The sequence below is a fragment of the Vibrio sp. 10N.222.52.C12 genome, assembly GCF_041474215.1.
Lineage (GTDB): Bacteria > Pseudomonadota > Gammaproteobacteria > Enterobacterales > Vibrionaceae > Vibrio > Vibrio crassostreae_C.
On the sequence record NZ_JBFRTR010000055.1, the window covers coordinates 74,840 to 95,773 of the forward strand.

Sequence of the window (20,934 nt, forward strand, 5' to 3'; positions counted from 1 at the left end):
TGTTTTCATCTCTATAGTTTTACGTCATTTATCCGATATATTTAATAGATCATCACTTTTCCGAATTTAAGCACCTAGCTGAGCCTTTTATGTTTCAAATTTTCAAGCCGTGGTTAATGCCTTTTGCCTTTATCATTGCGACTCAGATTTCCGTTGTTCGTGCAGATTCCATTCGAGTTGTAGGGCCTAATGGCCAGATACAATCAGCGCCTACGTTTTCAGAACCACTTCAAAGTGCGCAATCAAATAGCGCTGAGCCTTCACGTTTCTATGGTCCAACTCGCGGCTCAGAAACATTGTGGTCTATTGCCTCAAAGTTACGCCCTGATAACTCCGTTTCAGTCCAACAAACTCTGTTGGCTATTTATCGCTTAAACCCACAAGCGTTTGAAAACCAGAATATCCATAGCCTGCTGCCTGCGAGCAATCTACGCGTGCCTTCTTTAGAGCAAGCACGTGCAAGCTCGACGCAGCAAGCTATCAACATCATGAACTCACATCTTGCTAAGCTTGATGCTCCTGCAAGTAAGCCTGTCGCTTCAAAACCCAAAGCGCCGAGTTCTGATGCAAAAAATGTTACTCCTGCTAAGCAAGTAAGCACTACTGAAACTGCTAAAAAGCCATTGTCTCCAACTCAATCATCTCTAGCTCAATCTGCACCAACCCAAGAGATGAACAAGTTAGAGAAGCAGCTAGAGCTTTCAGAAACTGAACTGCTGTCACTTGAAGAGAAAAATCACCAACTTCGTTTGATGTTATCGAATGTTCAATCGGAAGTGGATGAGCTAAAAACAGAGCTCAGTGATGAAGACCGCATTCGTAGCGAAGTGGAAAAGCTGCTTGATGAAGAGCGCAGAAAGAACGCCGAAATTGAAAAGATGGCACCAAGTGTCATGGACGAACTGTTATCGAATGGTTGGTTAGTGGCGGCTCTTGCGATTATTCCAGGTCTGCTCATTGGTTTGATCGTTGTGATGCTGTTAGGCCGTCGTTCTAAAAATGATGAGCAACAGCAGACGACTCAAGAACAACCGCTCCAGCCAGAACCAAGTACCGTTGCACCTATTACATTGGGCGACGAGATGGACGACCTTAACGAGCTGTCTTTAGATGATGACTTGTTTGGTACGGAAGATGACGCCAACAAGCTGTTTGACGATCAAGCGCTAGCCGAAGAGGATGATGTCTTTGCTGGTTTAGATGAATCTGATCTCGATTTCAATCTAGATGGTGAAGACGATGACCCATTTGCTAGCATTGGCGAAAACGGTGATTTAGACACCAACTTCGACGATCTAGATTTAGACAGCAGCAACGGCATTAGTGTTAATGGTGAAGAGAAAGCGCTTGGCCTTGAAGAGATGGAACGTGCGCTAGACAAAACAGCGGAAAGCGCCGTCGATACTGATGATGTCGACTTTGATCTTTCTGATGATAACGCAATGTCTGCTGATGACATTGAAGCTTTACTATCTCAAGAGTCTGAAACTGAAGATCTCGGTTCCAACGAGCTAGACCAATCTTTATTAGATGATCTGTTTGCTCTTGATGACGAAGATGACGACAGCTTCGATATTGATGCTCTGATTTCGGAAGAGCAAAGTGATTCGCCTTCTAGCACTGAAACACCAGCAAGCGATGATTTTGACATCGATGCGCTTATCTCTGAGCAACAAAGTGAGACTAAGCCTGTTGATTTGAGCAATGACGATTTTGATATTGATGCTCTAATCTCTGAACAACAGTCCCCTGAGCCAGCTTCACCGACAGCGAATGATGATATTGATGACATCTTTGCCCAAGTTGCTGCTCAGAACGATCAAGCGAATGACCCTTTCAACCTCGATAGCGACGATGAGATTGCCACTAACCTAAACAGTGGTTTGGCGTCTGATGATGATATCGAAAACATTCTGTCTCAGTTCGATAAGCCCATCGTAAATGAAGAACCTCAAGACAGCGTTGATCTGCTTGATGAGCAACTGGCAGGCGATGACGTAGACCTAAGTAACTCGACAGACCTTCTTGATGAGATGCTAGGGGACGATTCGGATGATGAGTCTGAAAGCGAACCTCTTGGCTTTGATTCTCTGTCTGAGCTTGAAGAGCTTTCTGGTTTATCGACCGATGATGACCTCAACATCGCAGAAGACAGCACGGAAACCTTGGATGAATTAATAGGTGACTCTGACGAGGATGATTTCGAACTCGACGCCGAAAGTACCGACTTATTGGATGATTTCCTTGATAGTGAATTGTCAGATGATGAGCTTTTAGCGGATGCATCAAAATCAGAATCTCTAGACCCATTTGATGACTTACTGACAAGTGGCATTGAAGACGAGCTTGAATCTGAAGATAAGACGTTTGATAAAGAGTTAGACGCAGCCTTTGGTTTGGACAACGCCAATGAGGAGCCTGAAAAGGACTCAGACGTTGAGCTTACTCCGTTAACCTCTGAAGGTGAGCCTGAGCAAGATCCGGACATTAGTGAAACACCACAACCTGAAGTCGTTACTGATGAATCGTTAGATTCTGAAATGACTCAAGAAAGTTCTGACATTAAGCCAGAAAATGATGAAGCCTTTAATCGTGATGGTTTTATCGATGATTTGTTCGGTGTCGCACCGGCAACGGATGCTTTGCTTGATGACTCGCTAGAAACAACAGACGAAGCGTTGATTGATGAGTTAATGACTTCTGATGACAATGATTTGTTGCCAGCAATAGAAGAGCCTGTTGAACCATCAATTGACAATACGGTTGAACCAGAGCAAGCGTCTCTTTTAGACAGCGACGAAGTATCAGCGCAAGAAACCGCATCATCGGTTGAAGATGATGAACTGGATATCGACTCGCTGTTATCTGAGAATTCTGATTTTGACAAACCAGATTTTGAAGAGCGAGTTAAAGAAGAAACCGCACAACAAGAACCAGAGCCGAAAGAAGCCGACGTACAAGAGCAAGCTTCGCCATCGTCTTTGAACGATATCTCTGAAGATGAAGAAGGAACGGTTGAAGACTGGTTAGCTGAAGCCATCGACGATGTAGAGTCGCCAGCGAACATTGACTCTGATTTTGACTTTGAACCGAAAATCCAAGGTAGCGATCAGCTTGAAGATGTCGTTGAATCCTTGCCAGAGCCAGAGCCAGAGCCAGAGCCAGAGCCAGAGCCAGAGCCAGTTCGTGCTGCAAACATGCCAGAGATCATTCCAAATGAATTTGGTGTGCCAGAAGACGATGATTGGCTGATTGAAGATGAGGCGTCTGAACCAGAAGCATTAGCGGAAACTGACGTAACACCAGAGCTAGTGACACCTGTCGCTGAACCGAAAGTTGAAGCTACACCACAAGCGGAAGTAGCAGAACAAGCTGAAGTTCTAGGACAAGAAGGCGAAGAAGAATTCTCGTTTGATGACTTCGAATTGCCAGAGTTTAATGAAGAAGATGCACTAGCGGAAGCTGATGCTGAATCAACACCAGAACCAGTAACGCCAGCTATTGATGCTCAACCAAGTGTTGAGCCTCAAACTGAAGCCCAAGTTATAGCTCAGGCGCAAGACGACGAAGAGTTTTCGTTTGATGATTTCGACTTACCAGAGTTTAGTGAAGAAGACGCACTAGCGGAAGCTGATGCTGAATCAACAACAGAGCCAGCAACGCCTGCTATAGACTCTCAATCAAGTGTTGAATCGCAACCTACCGCTGAGCCTCAGTTAGATGCTGCACCACAAGTTGAAACTGCGAAACCAGAAAGCGAAGAAGAATTCTCGCTTGATGACTTCGAACTACCAGAGTTTGGTGAAGACGATGCGTTAGCGGAAGTGGTGAGTGAACCAGATGAAGCACAGTTAGAGCAAGACTTAGCGCCTGACACAGAGAAGTTCGAGTTCGATGACCTTGATCTTCCGGAGTACGATGAAGAAAGCGCAAAAGCAGACTCTGTTTTAGATGATATTGAGCAAAGCAATGCCGAGCCGGTGGCGGAAGCCCAAGGCGTAGAGTTCGATGAGTTTGATTTACCGGAATATGGTGAAGATGAAGCCATCTCTGATGCGTTTGCTGAGAAGCCAACACCACTGACTTCTTTCAGCCCACAAGGCGAAGAGCAAGATGCGTTGCATGATCTGTTCTCAAATCCGCAGAGCTATAGTCAGGCTGATGATTTCTCGAATGCTGAAGACTCTGAACCGGCTGGTTTTGCACAGCCAGAACAATCACTGAGCGCGGCTTCAGAGCCAAACTCAACGCCTGCAGCGGTTCAAGACGAGCCACTAGAAGGCTTTGATGACTTTGATGAGACAGCATTAGCTGAGTTGCTTTCTGAAGATGTTCAAGACTCTGTCGACAACATGTTCGATAAGCCATTGGACGCAACTTCGATTGATAGCGCAGGGTTAGATATTGACGCCATGCTTGAAGTCGGCGGCGAAGACTGGAAAGGCTTTAACCTAGCGCCAGAACAACAATCGAGCATGCATAATGATGTGCCTGATGACCAACAAGAGATTTGGGCATCGGCTGAACAGCAAGCTGAACCGAAAATCAAAGAAGAGAATTGGGCTGAACAAGACAATCTAACCGAATCAGGCAACAGTCGTGATAAGCAGTACATGACGATTGATGAGCTAATGGCTCAAGTCGAGCAAGAAGGTGAAGAAGTCATTAATCCAGACGATGAAGAGCTTAAACTGGATGTGGGTCTTAACGAATTCCCTGATGTTATCGGTGATATTGGCAATTATGATGTCGACAGCAATGCAGAAGCTGCGGGTAAGCTTGATTTGGCCAAAATCTACATCGAGATGAGTGACTCGCAAGGGGCAATTAAGCTTCTAGAAGAGGCAATCGTTGACGGCAGCGATGATATTCGTCGAGAGGCAAAAAATCTTATCGATACGTTAAACGGTCGATAAATTTACAAATCAGAAAGGGTAGCGTTGGCTACCCTTTATTTTAAGGCGATACAGAGCGCTATCGTTTCATTTGGTTTTTCAACAGCATCGTCTCGGTCGATGCTGATTGTTTATTGAAGTTTTAGCCCCATCCTATTTGGGCTAGCACTGATTTCCGTATATACTTCTCGCCCATTTTCAAAGAGAACAAGAACATGAAAATTGCTTTAGGTATTGAATATAACGGTACCCACTACTTTGGTTGGCAGCGCCAACGAGACGTGAAAAGTGTCCAAGAAGAATTGGAAAAGGCTCTTTCAGTTGTCGCGAATCACCCTGTAGAAGTTATGTGCGCAGGTCGTACAGATGCCGGTGTTCACGGTACGGGACAAGTCGTTCACTTTGAAACTAATGTCGATCGTAAAATGGTGGCATGGACAATGGGCGCGAATGCCAACATGCCAAAAGATATTGCGGTTCGTTGGGCGACAGAAGTGAATGAGGATTTCCATGCTCGTTTCTCGGCTACTGCCCGCCGTTATCGCTACATTATCTTTAACCATGCACTACGCCCAGGCATTTTGAATTCAGGTGTGAGCCATTATCATGGTCATCTTGATGAGAAAAAAATGCATGAAGCGGGTCAGTACTTACTTGGTGAGAATGACTTCACTTCGTTCAGGGCAACACACTGTCAATCTCGTAGCCCATGGAGAAACATGATTCACTTGAACGTGACTCGTCATGGACACTACATTGTGATCGATATTAAAGCGAATGCGTTTGTTCACCACATGGTGAGGAATATTACGGGTAGCCTTATTGCCGTAGGTAAAGGTGAGCAGAAACCAGAGTGGATCCAGTGGCTTTTAGAAGCTAAAGATCGAAAAGTAGCCGGCGCAACTGCAAAAGCGGAAGGTTTGTATCTGGTGGAGGTTGATTATCCTGAACATTTTGAGCTACCACGAGAGCCAATTGGTCCTCTATTTTTACCGGATAATTTGAACTAAATGTGAGACTTAGGTTCAAAAATTATTACGGTTTAGTGCGTAAGATAGTCCCAGAAAATAGGTACAACCAGTTTTTTATCTACAGTCGCTGTTTTATGTGCTTTAATTCCCACGCATAATTCCCAAATTTATTTCTTTCGCAATCAAGCGGAAGAATCGAAACAAAAAGGTCTTCCATGAGTTGGCTTGAAAAGATTTTAGAAAAAAGCAACATCGTAACATCTCGTAAAGCGTCTATCCCTGAGGGTGTTTGGACGAAATGTACTTCTTGTGAGCAGGTTCTGTACCATGCTGAACTAGAGCGTAACCTAGAAGTATGTCCAAAATGTGACCATCACATGCGCATGAAAGCACGTCGTCGTCTGGATACATTCCTAGACAAAGGTGAGCGTGTTGAACTAGGTGCTGATCTTGAGCCACAAGACAAGCTGAAGTTTAAAGACTCTAAGCGTTACAAAGAACGTATCTCTGCTGCTCAAAAGAACAGTGGTGAAACAGACGCATTAGTTGCAATGAAAGGCGAACTATTGGGTTTACCTATCGTAGCGTGTGCTTTTGAATTCTCATTCATGGGCGGCTCAATGGGTTCTGTTGTTGGTGCTCGTTTCGTGAAAGCGGTAGATGCTGCTATCGAGAACAACTGTGGTTTAGTGTGTTTCTCTGCAAGTGGTGGTGCTCGTATGCAAGAGGCATTGATGTCTCTAATGCAAATGGCGAAAACCAGTGCTGCGCTTGAGCGTTTATCTGCGAAAGGCCTACCGTTTGTTTCAGTTATGACTGATCCAACAATGGGTGGTGTTTCTGCAAGTTTGGCAATGCTTGGCGATATCAATATTGGTGAACCAAAAGCACTGATCGGTTTTGCTGGACGTCGTGTAATCGAACAAACGGTACGTGAAGACCTTCCTGAAGGTTTCCAACGCAGTGAGTTCCTACTAGACCACGGTGCTATCGACATGATTGTTGACCGTCGTGAGATGCGTCAGCGCGTTGCAAGCCTTGTTGCTAAAATGACCAACCAGCCTTCACCATTAGTAGTTTCTGTGAACGATTCACCGAATGAAGCTACTTATGAAGTACCAGAAGCGCCAGAAAAAGGGTAAAGTACCTTCTAACAAACCAACTTAATTATGGTTATGAGTTAGATGAGTCAACAACCTATTCCTCAAGCCACATCCTCTTTGGAGATGTGGCTTGATTATTTATCAAACATCCACACAAGCGCTATTGATCTTGGATTAGACCGAGTTCAGGCCGTCGCCTCTAAGGCAAACCTCACCAAACCTGCTCAACATGTTATTACTGTTGCCGGAACCAATGGCAAAGGCTCAACATGTGCACTGATGGAAGCGATTCTATTGGACGCTGGTTACTCAGTTGGTGTCTACAGCTCTCCTCACTTAATTCGCTATAACGAACGTGTTCGTATCAACGGCCAAGATCTATCTGATGAAAAGATGGTTCAGTCTTTCGATTTCATTGAGAAAGAGCGTGGCGAAATCAGCCTGAGTTTTTTCGAATATGGCACTTTAGCCGCGTTACGTGCATTTCAAACTGAAGCGGTTGATGTTGTGCTTTTAGAAGTGGGTTTAGGCGGGCGTTTAGACGCGACCAATATCGTTGAGCATGATGTTTCTGTGATTACTAGTTTGGCTGTCGACCATGTTGACTGGCTAGGTGATGACATCAATGTGATTGGTTTTGAGAAAGCGGGCATTTATCGTAGCGGTAAACCCGCTATCTGTGGTCAACCCAAGCCACCGGCTACGGTTGCAGCGCACGCTGATGACATTAAGGCTGAGTTCTACCAAGTCGGTATTCAATACACTTATGATGTTGACGGTGATACGTGGAACTGGCGCAGTGGTGCATTCCAACTAGAATCGCTACCTATTCCAAGCCTGCCGTTACCTAACGCTGCAACAGCGTTGATGGCATTGGGCACATCAGAGCTTAGTATTAGCGACGTGAACGTGGTTAACGGCATGAAGAATGCGCAGCTTCCTGGGCGTATGCAGCAAATTAGCGAACAACCGGTGATTGTGCTTGATGTAGCACACAACCCGCATTCTGCTGAGTACTTTGCGCAGCAAGTCGCGAAGAAGTATGCAGGCAAAAATTTACACGTTGTAGTCGCCATGCTTCATGACAAAGATATCCCCGCGACATTGGAAGTATTAGCTCCAATAACAACACATTGGTACCCAGCTTCGCTGAACGGCCCACGAGCCGCAACAGCCGCTGAATTGTGTCAAAGCTTACCTGAAGGTGTAGAGCGGTATTCAAACCCTGTTGTAGCGTTTGAAGCGGCTTTAGCTTCTGTTAAAGGTGACGATGTTGTGTTGGTTGTCGGTTCTTTCCATACAGTGGGTGAAGTGTTGGAGCATTGGCAGAAAAAAGGAAACTAAATGGCAAGTAAATTCCAAAGCCGGTTAGTCGGCACCATCATTTTAGTGGCCATTGGTGTGATTGTATTGCCCGATGTACTAGATGGTAAGAAGCTCCACTACAAAGAAGAGTTTGCAAGCATTCCAATTAAGCCTGAGCTTGATAGTAATGTTGAAGTGTTTGAAGTACTCGATCCCGTTGAAGATCAGATAGCGCTACCGGATTCTCCGGTTGAGCAAGTGGTTGAAAGTGGTCGTACTGATAATTCAAACACGCAAACCGCGTCTTCTTCTAATGATAAAGAAGCAGACAAAGTGGCAGTTGTGGTTAAGCCGGTACCTGAAAAAAATGAATACCAAGACAGTGCTTGGATTATTCAATTGATGGCTTTGAAGAATGCTGACAACGCAAAAAACGTTGTTAAGGATCTGCAAAAGCGCGGTTATCAGGCTCACACCAAGCAAGAAAAAACTTTTACGCGAGTAATTATTGGCCCGGATGTCTCTAAATCCAAACTTGAGCGACAAATTAAGGAATTAGAAAAAATTACGGGTTCAAAAGGCCAGTTGCTCAAATTTAAACCGTTAAATCCATAAGAAAACGTTTGCGTCAGCATTTTTTCTGTTAAAATGCGCGCCAACTTAAGATGAAGAATTCATGAATTGGTTAGATTTTGTCATTTTAGGCGTGATCGGCTTCTCTGCCGTGATCAGTTTAGTTCGTGGTTTCGCTAAAGAAGCCTTGTCACTCGTTATTTGGTTTGGAGCATTTTTTATTGCTAGCCAGTACTACGCTAAATTAGCGATGTACTTCACCAATATCGAAGATGAGATGTTTCGAAACGGAACTGCGATAGCAGCATTGTTTGTTGCAACGTTAGTTGTGGGTGCCTTAGTTAACTATGTCATCGGTCAACTAGTTCAGAAAACAGGCCTGTCAGGTACAGACAGAATCCTCGGTGTCGTCTTTGGTGGCTTACGTGGTGTTTTGATTGTTTCTGCAGTGTTGTTTTTCATGGATGCGTTTACTGCATTCCCAAGTTCTGAGTGGTGGAAGAATTCGCAATTGGTTCCAGAATTTAGTCGAATCATTGCGCCGTTCTTCGAGCATTTACAAGCAACATCTAGTTTCTTATCTGGCGCGCTCTAGCGCCAGTTAATGTCGAAAAATCGAGGATTAGGACATGTGTGGTATTGTTGGAATCGTGGGTTCAACACCTGTAAACCAGTCTATTTATGACGCTTTAACGGTATTGCAGCATCGTGGCCAAGATGCCGCTGGTATTTGTACCATAGAAAGCAATCGTTTCCGTCTGCGTAAGGCGAACGGTTTAGTAAAAGATGTTTTTGAAGCAAAACACATGCAGCGCCTACAAGGTGAAGTTGGTATTGGCCATGTTCGTTATCCTACTGCGGGTAGTTCAAGTGCGTCTGAAGCTCAGCCTTTCTACGTAAACTCTCCTTTTGGCATTACGTTGGCGCACAACGGTAACCTGACGAACGCAAACGAAGTTCGTGAGAAGTTGTTCGAAAAAGACCGTCGTCATGTAAACACAACCTCTGACTCTGAAGTTCTACTGAACGTATTAGCTCATGAGATCGATACTGTTAAAGGTAACGTAACTTCAGATGACGTTTTCCGCGCTGTGGCAAATGTGCATCGTACAATTCGTGGTGCTTACGCCGTAACGGCGATGATCATCGGCCACGGTATGATCGCATTCCGTGACCCACATGGTATTCGTCCATTGTGTCTTGGTAAGCGTGAAGTTCAAGGTAAAACAGAGTACATGGTTGCGTCTGAATCGGTAGCACTCGATGCTGTTGGTTTCGACTTCATGCGCGACGTAGCACCAGGTGAAGCTATCTACGCAACGTTTGACGGTGAGCTTTTCACTAAGCAATGTGCAGACAACCCACAACTAAACCCATGTATCTTTGAGTTTGTATACTTTGCACGCCCAGATTCATTCATCGACAAAATCTCGGTTTACAGCGCACGCGTTGAGATGGGTGAGATGCTTGGTATGCGTATTAAAGAAGAGTACGCAGACTTAGACATTGATGTAGTTATTCCAATCCCTGAAACATCAAACGATATTGCGCTACGAATCGCTCAAGCGATCAATAAGCCATACCGTCAAGGTTTCGTGAAAAACCGCTATGTTGGCCGCACATTCATCATGCCAGGTCAGCAACAACGTAAGAAGTCGGTTCGCCGTAAGCTCAACGCAATTCGCTCTGAGTTTAAAGGTAAGAACGTTCTTCTGGTTGACGATTCTATCGTTCGCGGCACAACATCAGAGCAGATCATTGAGATGGCTCGTGATTCTGGCGCAAATAAGGTCTTCATGGTTTCAGCTGCTCCAGAGGTTCGCTTCCCTAACGTTTACGGCATTGATATGCCGAGCGCGACAGAGTTGATTGCTCATGGTCGTGATAACGAAACGATTTGTAAGCAGATTGGCGCAGACGCCTTGATTTTCCAAACGCTACCAGATCTGATTTCTGCAGTGGGCATGGGCAATCAAGACATCTCTCGTTTTGATACTTCTGTATTTAACGGCGAGTATGTAACGGGCGATATCGACCAAGTGTACCTAGATTTCCTAGACTCTTTGCGTAATGACGACTCAAAGGTTCAGCGTGAGATTCAACAAGATCTTGCTAACTTAGAGTTACACAACGAAGGCGCTTAACTAGCGTTTCGTTAGTCGTACAGAGTTTCGCTAGCGATACAGAAAATAAAAAACCAGAGCATCGGCTCTGGTTTTTTGTTTATAGAGAAGGGGATTGACCTTAATGAATGTGGTATGCGATCACAAAATCAATAAACAATCTCACTTTCTCTGGTAGATGGTCTTTGTGGTTATAAAGCATGTAAATATCACGAGGGTTAGCGCTCCAGTCTTCTAAGACTTGCACTAAGCTGCCATCTTCAATGTATTCACGAATCATCACGTCAGGCATCAGGGTGATACCTAGGCCTTCTGAGCACGCTTGTCTTACGACATTAAGCGCATTGGCGTTGAAACGGCCTTTCTCGCTATTCACCACCGTCTCTTCATTCGAATTACTCAGCTGCCACTTAATCAGCGGGTAGCCTTTGAGTAGCGAATGGTTCGCTAGCTCTTCAGCATGGCTTGGAGCTGGGTTCTTCGCTAAGTACTCAGGGCTCGCGATAAGAATATCTTTGACTTCACTGATTTTTCGAGCGATTAGGCTTGAATCACGCTGAGGGCCGACTCGGAAAATTACGTCCCACTCCGTTGGATCCAGCTGATCCGCTTGGTTGTTCATCATCAGCTCAATATTGATATCAGGGTATTGAATCATGAATTCACTGAACATTGGCATCATCATGCGCTTGGTCAGGTTTGAGGGTGCCGTAATACGAATCTTACCGGAAGCGCCTTTGCACACGTCAGTTAACTCTTCTGCAGTAGAAGAGAGACGTTGCAACAGCGGAGAGCATTCATTGAAGAAACGTTCGCCTGCCTCTGTTAAAGAAAGTTTACGCGCGTGTCTATTGAGAAGCCTAAGGTTCAAAGAATCTTCTAAGGCTTGGATGCGTCGTGTGATGGTCGCAACCGGAATCATAGTCTTGCGCGATGTTGCGGTGTAGCTCCCATTTTCAACGACGAGTCGAAAGAGGTTTAAATCATCTAATTTCATAAATCCAGACACATTTGTTTACAATCTCATCTAATTTATACGTAACAGTGAGATCAATGTTTGCGTTACGTCAACTCGTTACACTATTTACAAGTATTCCAACCCTCGTCACGAATTACCAGTAAAGAGTGCAAATTTGTGTATTTAGCATTTTATTACTAAGTTTTATATTAGTTCTTAGAACAGATAACAATAATAATTCGACTTAGTTTTGTGAGGTTATAGATTATGTACAAAACTCACAGTCAGCCAGTAATGACCTCGGCTCAGGAAGTAATTAACCAGAAATGCGTGATGTTGGTTGATGATGATCCTATTTTTCGCCGTATAACCAGCGCGTACCTAGACAAGGTCGGTTATAAAGTGGTTGAGGCTGAAAATGGACTGGACGCTTTGCAGAAACTTAGAGACTCAGCGCCAGATTTAATTGTGTGTGACTTATCAATGCCAATACTTGATGGCATAGAGCTTGTGGAAGAGCTCAGTTTAGAGTACCCGTCACTGCCTATGATCGTTGTGTCTGGCACTGATGATATGTCTGACGTGGCGAAAGCCTTGCGATTTGGTATTAAAGACTTCTTGGCGAAGCCGTTAGAGGATCACCGTCACCTAGGAAGTGCGATTGCGAATACATTGACAGATTCGTTCGATAACATTTCAGACCAACGAGATTTTTCGAGCCAATGGTTCTGTGTGGATGATGGGGGAGAGATCCCTGAAGACCAAGAACTGCATTGGCACCTGAATTACCTTCAAGATAACCCAAGCGCAGCAAAAGACTTACTGCATGCGCTGCTTCCAGAGAAAGATACGCGACAAGGCTCATGGCGTTGCAGTTACCGGTTACTGCAATCAACAGAGATGATGCCACTTGTGTTTGACTATGCGTGGATGATGAACGGGCAGTTTGCTTTTTACCTCGTCGATTCATCGTCGTCTGATAATGGCGGCTCCGCGACAACATTGTTAGTGAGAGCGCTGTTCCACGATTACATAAGAAACAGAAAAGATTTTAATGTTGATCTCAAAGATATTGCTGAAATCTTAGAGAAGGGGATTCGTTGCTCTAAATGCTCCACCCCAGTGAATGCCTTGTTTGGTGTTGCTGACCTTGCCGAGGGAACCATCTCCATTTTGCCTGCGGGTCTAGACGGGCAATGGTCGAATGGTGAATTGAATCAATATATTGCAGCAGGTGAGCGCTTGGGTGAGAACTGCAAGAAGAACTTTATTACGCGGGACCTTCCGATCGAACAGGGCTGCCAACTGTCGTTGAGCCTACTTGGAGCGGCAAGTTTTAGTTTAGACATACACCAAGGGTCTACTGATTAACCCTATATTTCCTCGGTTTTTGTGAATAATTGATTAAGGTATAGTTGCGCAAATGGTGTGGCTATGCCTTTTTTGTTAAATGTCGATTTAGCAAAGCGGGTTTGGTTCGCCGGATACTTACCTTCACTAACAAAAACAAGAAGCAATCATGGCAGATAACAAAGACTTTCAAGACCCGTTTAATGTATTCTACTTTTTAGGATTTTTAGCCGCATTTTTAATGATTCCATTGCTACCAGCAACACTTACGTTGATCCGCGTATTCAATGGTTACGCAACATTCTAGTTAAGCTGTCGTCGCCGATTGGTGATAGCTAACTCAAGGAGGCCACAATTAGCGTTCGAGTTTTAAGCCTCAATATTGCTGGTGGCCTTTGTATATTTCTCGCAGTTCTAGGGATAGTTTTGCCCGTTCTGCCAACCACTCCTTTTCTCCTTCTTGCCAGCGCATGCTTCATGCGAAGCAATCCGAAAGTTCATAAATGGATGCATGAGCACAAAACGCTGGGTCCTTTGCTGAACAATTGGTATCAACACGGTGCCGTCACCAAACAAGTTAAAACGCGTGGCGTATTCTTTATCTTGTTGAGTTTTGCGTTATCCATCTACTTTGCCCCTATCATTTGGGTCAAGGCTTTCCTAATTTGTGTACTTGTTATTCTTCTCACATGGTTTATGCGACTTCCAACCCATGAGTTGGTTGCTGACAGCAAAGAAAATCACTACCATTAAGCCAGTGTGCCTGCTTGTATAGCGGGCGTTTATTATTTCAGCAATCAGAGTTATGACTCTCGTTGCAATGAATACCAATCGTACCTTTCCTTAATTCCGAGCGTTGATGTTTGATTCGTTAACGAGAGTTTGGAAAGCGGCCTAATGAAGTGCATAAGATTATGAACACAGAAAAAATCTCTCTGATCAAAGCAAGCATCAAAAGCATTCCTGATTACCCTAAAGCGGGTATTTTGTTCCGTGACGTAACAAGCTTGATGGAAGATCCAGTAGCTTACAAAGCGACTATCGACCTGCTAGCGGAAACATACAAGGACATGGGCTTTACTAAGATCGTTGGTACTGAAGCTCGTGGTTTCCTATTTGGTGCGCCTTTGGCACTTGAGCTAGGTGTTGGCTTCATTCCTGTTCGTAAGCCGGGCAAGCTGCCTCGTCAAACTGTGGCACAATCTTATGAGCTTGAGTACGGCACCGACACTCTAGAAATCCATACTGATGCTATCGTTGAAGGCGATAAAGTGCTTATGGTTGATGACTTGCTAGCAACGGGCGGTACGATTGAAGCAACAACAAAGTTGATTCGTCAGCTTGGTGGTGTGGTAGAACACGCTGCATTTGTTATTAACCTTCCAGAAATCGGTGGTGACAAGCGCTTACAAGGCTTAGGTCTAGAAGTGTTTAGCATCTGCGAATTCGACGGTCATTAATCCTTTTCGGAATTATTCATGAGCTATCTTGCGTTAGCGCGAAAATGGCGACCAACCAAATTCAAAGAAGTGGTTGGTCAAGCCCATGTTTTAACAGCATTAGAGAATGCCCTTAGCCAGAATAGGTTGCACCACGCATACCTGTTCAGCGGTACACGAGGTGTTGGTAAAACAACCATCGGTCGTTTGTTTGCTAAGGGACTCAACTGTGAAACAGGCATTACCTCAACACCTTGTGGTGAATGTGCAACCTGTAAAGAAATCGATGAAGGTCGCTTTGTTGACCTGCTCGAGATCGATGCGGCATCACGAACTAAGGTAGAAGATACCCGCGAGCTTCTGGACAATGTTCAGTACAAGCCTGCACGTGGTCGCTTCAAGGTTTACCTAATCGATGAAGTCCACATGCTTTCTAGGCACAGCTTTAATGCGCTTCTAAAGACCTTAGAAGAGCCGCCTGAGTATGTGAAATTCTTGCTCGCAACAACGGATCCACAGAAGCTTCCAGTAACGATCTTGTCGCGTTGTTTGCAGTTCCATCTTAAGCCGATCAGCGTTGATAATATTCACGAGCAGCTCGATCATATTCTTGAACAAGAAGATGTGACGTCTGAGTCTCGTGCGCTTGGAATGATTGCTCATGCTGCTGATGGCAGTATGCGTGATGCACTAAGCCTTACAGACCAAGCTATCGCATTAGGTAACGGCAATGTCGTAACAGATACTGTTGCTCACATGCTAGGAACACTGGATACCGACCAAGCTATCCACTTGCTTGAAGCGATTAGCAGTAAGCAGCCACAGCAAGCGATGGCGTGTATCCAAAGCCTTGCTGAGAACGGTGTCGAGTGGGATGGTTTGCTGAATCAGCTTGCGACTCAACTGCATCGTCTTGCGATGTTCCAAGCTTTACCATCTACACTAGATAAGGCACAGCCTGACGCTGAGAAGCTTGAACTACTGAGCAAAGCGCTTAGCCCACAAGACATTCAACTCTACTACCAGATCGTGTTGAAAGGTCGTGAAGACTTACCATTGTCGCCAACCGCTCGCGTTGGTATTGAGATGGTGGTTTTACGCATGTTGGCATTTAGACCAGCTGAACAAGCGGTTGCTACGGCAATCTCGACTCAGTCGGCAAGCCCAGCGCCAGTTCCAGCAGCTCAAGCTCAGAACGTTGCTCAGTCAGTGAGTCAACCTGCGCCAATGGCAGCTCCGAGACAGCCTAAGATGCAACAACAGGCGCCTCAACAGCAAGCTATGCAGCAGCCACCCGTGCAGCAGAATCCAGCACAGTATTCAGATTCGCAAGGTTACGCTGAACATTCAGGCAACCAAGGTTATCCTGAGCAGGATTACCCGCATAGCCAGTATGACGCGCCTCCTGCTTATGATGAGCGTCCAAGCTACGGTGCAGAGCAACCTCAGCAGCAACAAACGAATTATCAAAACCAGAGCCCGGTTCAACAGCCAAGCGTTGCACCTTCTGCTCCGCAAGAGCAGCCGGCGCGTGCAACTTCGCCTGTGAGTGGTTTACGCCACCAATTACGTTCTCAACGTAGAGGCAGCGCGGCAACAGAAAACAAAGGCTCGGCGCCAAAAAAGGCTAAAGCGACACCAGCTAAAACTTCAGTTCTTGATCGAGTTGCTCAGCAACACGGTGGTTCTGAGCGGGTGTCGCCAGCTTCTTTATCAGCCTCTTCGACAGAAAATGTGACCAACGATAATGAACCTTATCGCTGGAAACCGTCTAAACCTGTAGTGAAAGAGGTGAGCAAAGAGCTTACACCTACTCAGATCAAACGTGCGTTGGAGCATATTAAGACACCAGAAATGGTCGATAAATTGCTTCAAGAGTCGATTGCTCAAGATGAATGGTCAGCCACGATTCAAAAGCTAGACACAGCCAAGCTTGTTGAACAGTTAGCATTGAACTCAGTGTTTGCTAAAAACGACACATCAATCACTTTAACGTTAAGAGCGAGCCAAGCTCACTTGAATACCGACCGCGCGCAGAGTGAGTTATTGCAGTCTCTCAATACTGTGCTTGGAGAAGAGTGTCATTTGAGTGTTGAAATCGGTGATGGTGGAGAAACGCCGCTAGAATTACGAGAACGACTGTATCAAGGTAAGTTGAAAGACGCGTTTACCGCTTTAGAAAACGATGCCAACGTACAGTTCATTGAAAGACGTTTTGCCGCTGAACTCGACAGAGACAGCGTTCGTCCTATCTAGAACGTTTTCTTGTTTAGTGACCGGCGTATCATCCCAGATAAGCAAATCTGAGAACTGAACATCGAGGGGTTGAATCACACTGTTTTAACCCCCATTTAAGCTCGTATAGCTTAATTAATTTTTAATAAACCAATTAGACCAGAGAGTATTAACATGTTTGGTAAAGGCGGTATGGGCAACATGATGAAGCAAGCCCAGCAAATGCAAGAGCGCATGCAAAAGCTTCAAGAAGAAATCGCAAATATGGAAGTTACAGGTGAGTCAGGTGCTGGCCTTGTAAAAGTAACGATCACTGGTAGCCACAGCGTTCGCCGTGTTGATATCGATGAAAGCCTAATGGAAGACGATAAAGAGATGCTTGAAGATCTTATCGCTGCTGCTTTCAACGATGCGGCTCGTCGCGTTGAAGAAACTCAAAAAGAGAAAATGGCTAGCGTAACTGGCGGAATGCAACTTCCACCAGGTATGAAGATGCCTTTCTAAGAAACTATTTCTAAAGGTTTATTCAGGCTGCGGTTTATCTTGAGTAAATCGTTACTTGAAAATTAGAACGGTTAAATATGCGTACCAGTCATATGCTGGAGCATTTGATGGAGGCCTTACGTTGTCTACCTGGGGTTGGCCCCAAGTCGGCGCAGCGTATGGCCTTTCATTTGTTACAGCGCGATAGAAAAGGCGGCCTACAGTTGGCTGAAGCTCTTAGCCAAGCAATGACCGAAATTGGTCACTGTAATGAGTGCCGTACTTTTACTGAAGAAGATACCTGCCACATTTGTACCAATCCTAAACGTCAGGAAAATGGTCAAATCTGTGTAGTAGAGAGCCCAGCAGACATTGCAGCTATCGAAGCAACAGGCCAATATTCTGGTCGTTACTTTGTGCTTATGGGTCACCTTTCACCACTTGATGGTATTGGTCCAAGTGATATCGGTCTCGATGTTCTGGACTACCGCTTACGCCGTGGTGATATCTCTGAAGTAATCCTAGCGACCAACCCGACAGTTGAAGGGGAAGCGACAGCGCACTACATTGCTGAGCTATGTAATGCCCATGAAGTGAACGCAAGCCGTATCGCTCATGGTGTTCCCGTTGGTGGTGAGCTAGAGCTGGTGGATGGCACCACGCTTTCGCACTCCTTACTCGGTCGTCATAAGATCTAAAAAAGCCGCTCATTGAGCGGCTTTTTATTTTTTTGGGGGAATTGCTAGCGAAAATTAGAAACGGTAATCTACGCTCAGTGTCAACTCGCCGTGGTTTTTCACAGTGTGTGTATCTTTGTAGTGACCATTGTCCCAAGACTCTGATTGAGAAACCGAAGTTGACTCAAACATATGACGGTATTGAAGATCTGCAGACCAATTTGAATTGATCTTATATTGAGCACCTACCTGTAGACCATATGTGAAGTCGGTTTCTTTGTATTTATCTTTAGAAGTTTCTCCGTTGTATTTGTCTTCAAAAGTAAGAGTATTTTGTACAACGCCAGCTGTAGCACCTGCAAATAGTGCAAATTCAGAAGTCAGATAATGTAAATAGTCATACGACGCAAGGTACTCTGACTGCTTTAGGTTTTCAGTATATTTACCATACTCATCACTATCAGAGTAAAGCTCATTGTCACCTGTAAAATTTGCAGTCAACGTTACACGATGGTTTGGTGTTAAGTAAGCACCAGTACGAATACTGAAAGCTGCACCTTTTGCTGTATTTGACTCTTTACCTGACCAGCTATCACCCTCGTAAACTTCAGAGTATTTACTTTCAAACTTTGCATGGTGATAACCAACACCGCCACCAACAAAAAACTCAGGGTTAAGGTCAAGTGCAGAAACTGAAGTTGAAGCTAATGCCAAAGTGCTTAGCGCTATAATTGTTTTTTTCACTGTATATTCCGATAATTTTAGTTATATCGACCACTGCGGTTGAGCGGAATAATACTGGTAATATTTTGTTTTTATTAGCTTTTTTGGTTTTGTTATTGTAATGAGTCATTTCATGTGTATTTGAATACTAAAGAAATATATACAACATTGAGCATGGTTTGTAGGTGTGTTTTAAAGTTTGTGATTTAGAATAATAATTCTATTTCATTAGTGTGAAGTTAGAGCTTTGTATCTAATGGCTTTTGCTATCCACTTGTGTAGCGATGATAATATTGAGTTGCCGGATAGAGGTGGTTGATTCTTTAGGAATATGTAATCAGTTAAGCTGCTTCAATAGATTAAACTTAACTGATTACAATAAGTTAGTTGTACACTAATCTGAACCTCTTACCGCTTTGTATATCATCGCGCCAATCACGGCACCAATAATCGGTGCAACCCAGAATAGCCACAATTGCGAAACGGCCCAATCACCGACAAATACAGCCACGCCGGTACTTCGAGCAGGGTTCACAGAGGTGTTGGTTACAGGAATACTGATAAGGTGAATCAAGGTCAAACAGAGACCAATCGCAATGGGTGCAAACCCAGCAGGCGCTTTTGAATCAGTTGCGCCCATGATCACGAACAGGAACACCATGGTCATGACCACTTCACAGACCAGTGCAGCGGTAAGTGAATAGCCGCCCGGTGAGTGTTCACCGTAACCATTTGAAGCAAAACCAGATGCCGCAGCGTCAAAGCCTGCTTGGCCTGAAGCAATCACGAATAACACACCACCCGCGATAATACCGCCAATGACCTGGGCAATAATGTAAGGTGCGACGTCTTTGGCATCAAAGCGACCACCGCTCCAAAGACCTATTGTCACAGCAGGGTTGAGATGACAGCCGGATATATGGCCAATAGCAAAAGCCATGGTGAGTACGGTTAAACCAAACGCGAGGGAAACCCCGAGTAAGCCGATACCTACATCGGGAAAAGCAGCGGCCAAGACGGCACTACCACAACCCCCTAACACCAACCAAAATGTACCGAACATTTCTGCGATATACCTATTCATAACGATCCTTATTAATCTGTACCAGTATCAACAAGATAGTTTAGATTTCGAAGAATTGTGAAATCTTAGATATATAAGAGGAAGAAAAGGTCAGATAATCTTAGGTAATGGCTTCTAACTCGATCAGGTTATCAAGGGCTTCTTGGTCGGTTTTACCACAAATGACAGGGCAAGCTTTGAATTGGTGACATACCTTCGGGCGTGAAGGTTGACCAAATAATTTGCAGAGATCTTGCTCATTTAATTGGATGCAGCGTACCCCAGCAGGCTTACCATTAGGCATTCCAGGAATAGCAGATGTAATACTTGGAGCGATACAGCATGCTCCACAACCTAGGCGACATTCCATCAAATTAAACTCACTAAATAACAGGGTGCGCGATAGTAGCAAAAAATGATGAAAGTGACAGCTGTTGATTGAATCAAAGAATGAACAATTATTATCCTTGAACTTTTTATGGGCTAGCGGTATAACACGCACCCCAGTAAAAGAGTAAGAAGTAATCCTATGACGAATCCATTTTGGCAAGAAAAGACACTAGAACAGATGACCGAGAATGAGTGGGAATCACTTTGCGACGGTTGTGGTAAGTGCTGCCTACATAAACTAATGGATGAAGATAGCGATGAAGTTTACTACACCAATGTGGCGTGTAGCTGGTTAAACGACAAAACATGTTCGTGTAAAGATTACCCGAACCGCTTCACTTCAGGTGAAGAGTGTTTGAAGCTGACTCGTGACAAGATCGATGAGTTTCACTGGCTACCAGACACTTGTGCTTACCGCCTTTTATCAGAATCTAAGCCGATTCCTGAATGGCACCCGTTGATCACCGGATCAAAAACAGAGATGCATGCAGCAGGTGAAAGCGTTCGTAACAAAGTGGTATACGAAATCGATGTTGTCGATTGGGAAGAACACATCTTGAACCACCCGAACCGCTAGTTAACGAAGACTAGTCAATCACCCGAATAAAAAAAGGCTCACATTTCTGTGAGCCTTTGTCTTATTTAG

19 protein-coding genes are annotated in these 20,934 nt (G+C 44.7%); 15 read left to right on the plus strand and 4 right to left on the minus strand.

Features of this window, described 5'->3' with window-relative positions:
- The first annotated feature begins 89 nt into the window (after positions 1–89).
- The 7 genes from AB4623_RS11180 to purF all read left to right on the plus strand — a co-directional run bounded on the left by AB4623_RS11180 (position 90) and on the right by purF (position 10,991).
- Positions 90–4,916, plus strand: a complete 4,827-nt coding sequence (locus AB4623_RS11180) for a FimV/HubP family polar landmark protein (protein WP_372146398.1) — start codon at positions 90–92, stop codon at positions 4,914–4,916.
- Positions 4,917–5,110: 194 nt separating this feature from the next.
- The gene (truA, locus tag AB4623_RS11185) at positions 5,111–5,905 is read left to right on the plus strand and encodes a tRNA pseudouridine(38-40) synthase TruA (protein WP_372146400.1); all 795 of its coding nucleotides are present in this window, start codon (positions 5,111–5,113) and stop codon (positions 5,903–5,905) included.
- Between the two features lie 176 nt (positions 5,906–6,081).
- Positions 6,082–7,008, plus strand: coding sequence for an acetyl-CoA carboxylase, carboxyltransferase subunit beta (gene accD, locus AB4623_RS11190; protein ID WP_017062348.1), 927 nt, complete (start codon positions 6,082–6,084; stop codon positions 7,006–7,008).
- 42 nt (positions 7,009–7,050) lie between these two features.
- The gene (folC, locus tag AB4623_RS11195) at positions 7,051–8,313 is read left to right on the plus strand and encodes a bifunctional tetrahydrofolate synthase/dihydrofolate synthase (protein WP_017062347.1); all 1,263 of its coding nucleotides are present in this window, start codon (positions 7,051–7,053) and stop codon (positions 8,311–8,313) included.
- Complete coding sequence (locus AB4623_RS11200) at positions 8,314–8,889, plus strand: SPOR domain-containing protein (RefSeq protein WP_017063432.1); 576 nt, start codon at positions 8,314–8,316, stop codon at positions 8,887–8,889. It begins immediately after the preceding gene.
- A gap of 61 nt (positions 8,890–8,950) precedes the next feature.
- Positions 8,951–9,442 carry a CvpA family protein gene (locus AB4623_RS11205; protein WP_009848678.1) on the plus strand — a complete coding sequence of 164 codons (492 nt, stop codon included), beginning with the start codon at positions 8,951–8,953 and terminating at the stop codon, positions 9,440–9,442.
- A 34-nt stretch (positions 9,443–9,476) separates the two neighbouring features.
- The gene (purF, locus tag AB4623_RS11210) at positions 9,477–10,991 is read left to right on the plus strand and encodes an amidophosphoribosyltransferase (protein WP_017062345.1); all 1,515 of its coding nucleotides are present in this window, start codon (positions 9,477–9,479) and stop codon (positions 10,989–10,991) included.
- Positions 10,992–11,091: 100 nt separating this feature from the next.
- On the opposite strand, the gene AB4623_RS11215 is transcribed toward purF, so the two are convergent.
- Positions 11,092–11,967 carry a LysR family transcriptional regulator gene (locus AB4623_RS11215; protein ID WP_017062344.1) on the minus strand — a complete coding sequence of 292 codons (876 nt, stop codon included), beginning with the start codon at positions 11,965–11,967 and terminating at the stop codon, positions 11,092–11,094.
- A 228-nt stretch (positions 11,968–12,195) separates the two neighbouring features.
- On the opposite strand from AB4623_RS11215, the gene AB4623_RS11220 reads away from it, so the two are divergent.
- The 7 genes from AB4623_RS11220 to recR all read left to right on the plus strand — a co-directional run bounded on the left by AB4623_RS11220 (position 12,196) and on the right by recR (position 18,133).
- Positions 12,196–13,299 carry a response regulator gene (locus tag AB4623_RS11220; RefSeq protein WP_102332530.1) on the plus strand — a complete coding sequence of 368 codons (1,104 nt, stop codon included), beginning with the start codon at positions 12,196–12,198 and terminating at the stop codon, positions 13,297–13,299.
- A gap of 148 nt (positions 13,300–13,447) precedes the next feature.
- Complete coding sequence (locus AB4623_RS11225) at positions 13,448–13,585, plus strand: hypothetical protein (protein WP_017067606.1); 138 nt, start codon at positions 13,448–13,450, stop codon at positions 13,583–13,585.
- Positions 13,586–13,659: 74 nt separating this feature from the next.
- On the plus strand, positions 13,660–14,031 hold the full coding sequence (locus tag AB4623_RS11230; RefSeq protein WP_029225617.1) for a YbaN family protein: 372 nt from the start codon (positions 13,660–13,662) through the stop codon (positions 14,029–14,031).
- 161 nt (positions 14,032–14,192) lie between these two features.
- The gene (apt, locus tag AB4623_RS11235) at positions 14,193–14,738 is read left to right on the plus strand and encodes an adenine phosphoribosyltransferase (protein ID WP_017062340.1); all 546 of its coding nucleotides are present in this window, start codon (positions 14,193–14,195) and stop codon (positions 14,736–14,738) included.
- Positions 14,739–14,756: 18 nt separating this feature from the next.
- Positions 14,757–16,973, plus strand: a complete 2,217-nt coding sequence (gene dnaX / locus AB4623_RS11240; protein ID WP_372146402.1) for a DNA polymerase III subunit gamma/tau — start codon at positions 14,757–14,759, stop codon at positions 16,971–16,973.
- A gap of 153 nt (positions 16,974–17,126) precedes the next feature.
- A complete protein-coding gene (locus AB4623_RS11245) occupies positions 17,127–17,456 on the plus strand; it encodes a YbaB/EbfC family nucleoid-associated protein (RefSeq protein ID WP_017062338.1) in 330 nt (109 codons plus the stop codon).
- 77 nt (positions 17,457–17,533) lie between these two features.
- Positions 17,534–18,133 carry a recombination mediator RecR gene (gene recR, locus AB4623_RS11250; RefSeq protein ID WP_019823189.1) on the plus strand — a complete coding sequence of 200 codons (600 nt, stop codon included), beginning with the start codon at positions 17,534–17,536 and terminating at the stop codon, positions 18,131–18,133.
- 54 nt (positions 18,134–18,187) lie between these two features.
- Here recR and AB4623_RS11255 read toward each other — a convergent pair whose 3' ends face one another.
- The 3 genes from AB4623_RS11255 to AB4623_RS11265 all read right to left on the minus strand — a co-directional run bounded on the left by AB4623_RS11255 (position 18,188) and on the right by AB4623_RS11265 (position 20,268).
- Positions 18,188–18,856: an outer membrane beta-barrel protein gene (locus AB4623_RS11255; RefSeq protein ID WP_136981673.1), complete on the minus strand. Its 669-nt coding sequence runs from the start codon at positions 18,854–18,856 to the stop codon at positions 18,188–18,190.
- A gap of 373 nt (positions 18,857–19,229) precedes the next feature.
- Positions 19,230–19,919, minus strand: coding sequence for an aquaporin Z (gene aqpZ / locus AB4623_RS11260; protein ID WP_048610468.1), 690 nt, complete (start codon positions 19,917–19,919; stop codon positions 19,230–19,232).
- 100 nt (positions 19,920–20,019) lie between these two features.
- A complete protein-coding gene (locus AB4623_RS11265) occupies positions 20,020–20,268 on the minus strand; it encodes a YkgJ family cysteine cluster protein (RefSeq protein ID WP_017059389.1) in 249 nt (82 codons plus the stop codon).
- A 159-nt stretch (positions 20,269–20,427) separates the two neighbouring features.
- On the opposite strand from AB4623_RS11265, the gene AB4623_RS11270 reads away from it, so the two are divergent.
- On the plus strand, positions 20,428–20,865 hold the full coding sequence (locus AB4623_RS11270) for a YcgN family cysteine cluster protein (protein ID WP_229647121.1): 438 nt from the start codon (positions 20,428–20,430) through the stop codon (positions 20,863–20,865).
- Positions 20,866–20,934: the final 69 nt, after the last annotated feature.

Bases quoted from the DNA above. Each gene is read 5' to 3' on its own strand.
- AB4623_RS11245 (WP_017062338.1), top strand. From the start codon at position 17,127: ATGTTTGGTAAAGGCGGTATGGGCAACATGATGAAGCAAGCCCAGCAA.
- accD (WP_017062348.1), top strand. From the start codon at position 6,082: ATGAGTTGGCTTGAAAAGATTTTAGAAAAAAGCAACATCGTAACATCT.
- AB4623_RS11220 (WP_102332530.1), top strand. From the start codon at position 12,196: ATGTACAAAACTCACAGTCAGCCAGTAATGACCTCGGCTCAGGAAGTA.
- AB4623_RS11205 (WP_009848678.1), top strand. From the start codon at position 8,951: ATGAATTGGTTAGATTTTGTCATTTTAGGCGTGATCGGCTTCTCTGCC.
- AB4623_RS11225 (WP_017067606.1), top strand. From the start codon at position 13,448: ATGGCAGATAACAAAGACTTTCAAGACCCGTTTAATGTATTCTACTTT.
- AB4623_RS11270 (WP_229647121.1), top strand. From the start codon at position 20,428: ATGACGAATCCATTTTGGCAAGAAAAGACACTAGAACAGATGACCGAG.
- aqpZ (WP_048610468.1), bottom strand. From the start codon at position 19,919: ATGAATAGGTATATCGCAGAAATGTTCGGTACATTTTGGTTGGTGTTA.
- AB4623_RS11265 (WP_017059389.1), bottom strand. From the start codon at position 20,268: ATGGAATGTCGCCTAGGTTGTGGAGCATGCTGTATCGCTCCAAGTATT.
- dnaX (WP_372146402.1), top strand. From the start codon at position 14,757: ATGAGCTATCTTGCGTTAGCGCGAAAATGGCGACCAACCAAATTCAAA.
- recR (WP_019823189.1), top strand. From the start codon at position 17,534: ATGCGTACCAGTCATATGCTGGAGCATTTGATGGAGGCCTTACGTTGT.
- AB4623_RS11215 (WP_017062344.1), bottom strand. From the start codon at position 11,967: ATGAAATTAGATGATTTAAACCTCTTTCGACTCGTCGTTGAAAATGGG.
- AB4623_RS11200 (WP_017063432.1), top strand. From the start codon at position 8,314: ATGGCAAGTAAATTCCAAAGCCGGTTAGTCGGCACCATCATTTTAGTG.
- apt (WP_017062340.1), top strand. From the start codon at position 14,193: ATGAACACAGAAAAAATCTCTCTGATCAAAGCAAGCATCAAAAGCATT.
- truA (WP_372146400.1), top strand. From the start codon at position 5,111: ATGAAAATTGCTTTAGGTATTGAATATAACGGTACCCACTACTTTGGT.
- folC (WP_017062347.1), top strand. From the start codon at position 7,051: ATGAGTCAACAACCTATTCCTCAAGCCACATCCTCTTTGGAGATGTGG.
- AB4623_RS11180 (WP_372146398.1), top strand. From the start codon at position 90: ATGTTTCAAATTTTCAAGCCGTGGTTAATGCCTTTTGCCTTTATCATT.
- purF (WP_017062345.1), top strand. From the start codon at position 9,477: ATGTGTGGTATTGTTGGAATCGTGGGTTCAACACCTGTAAACCAGTCT.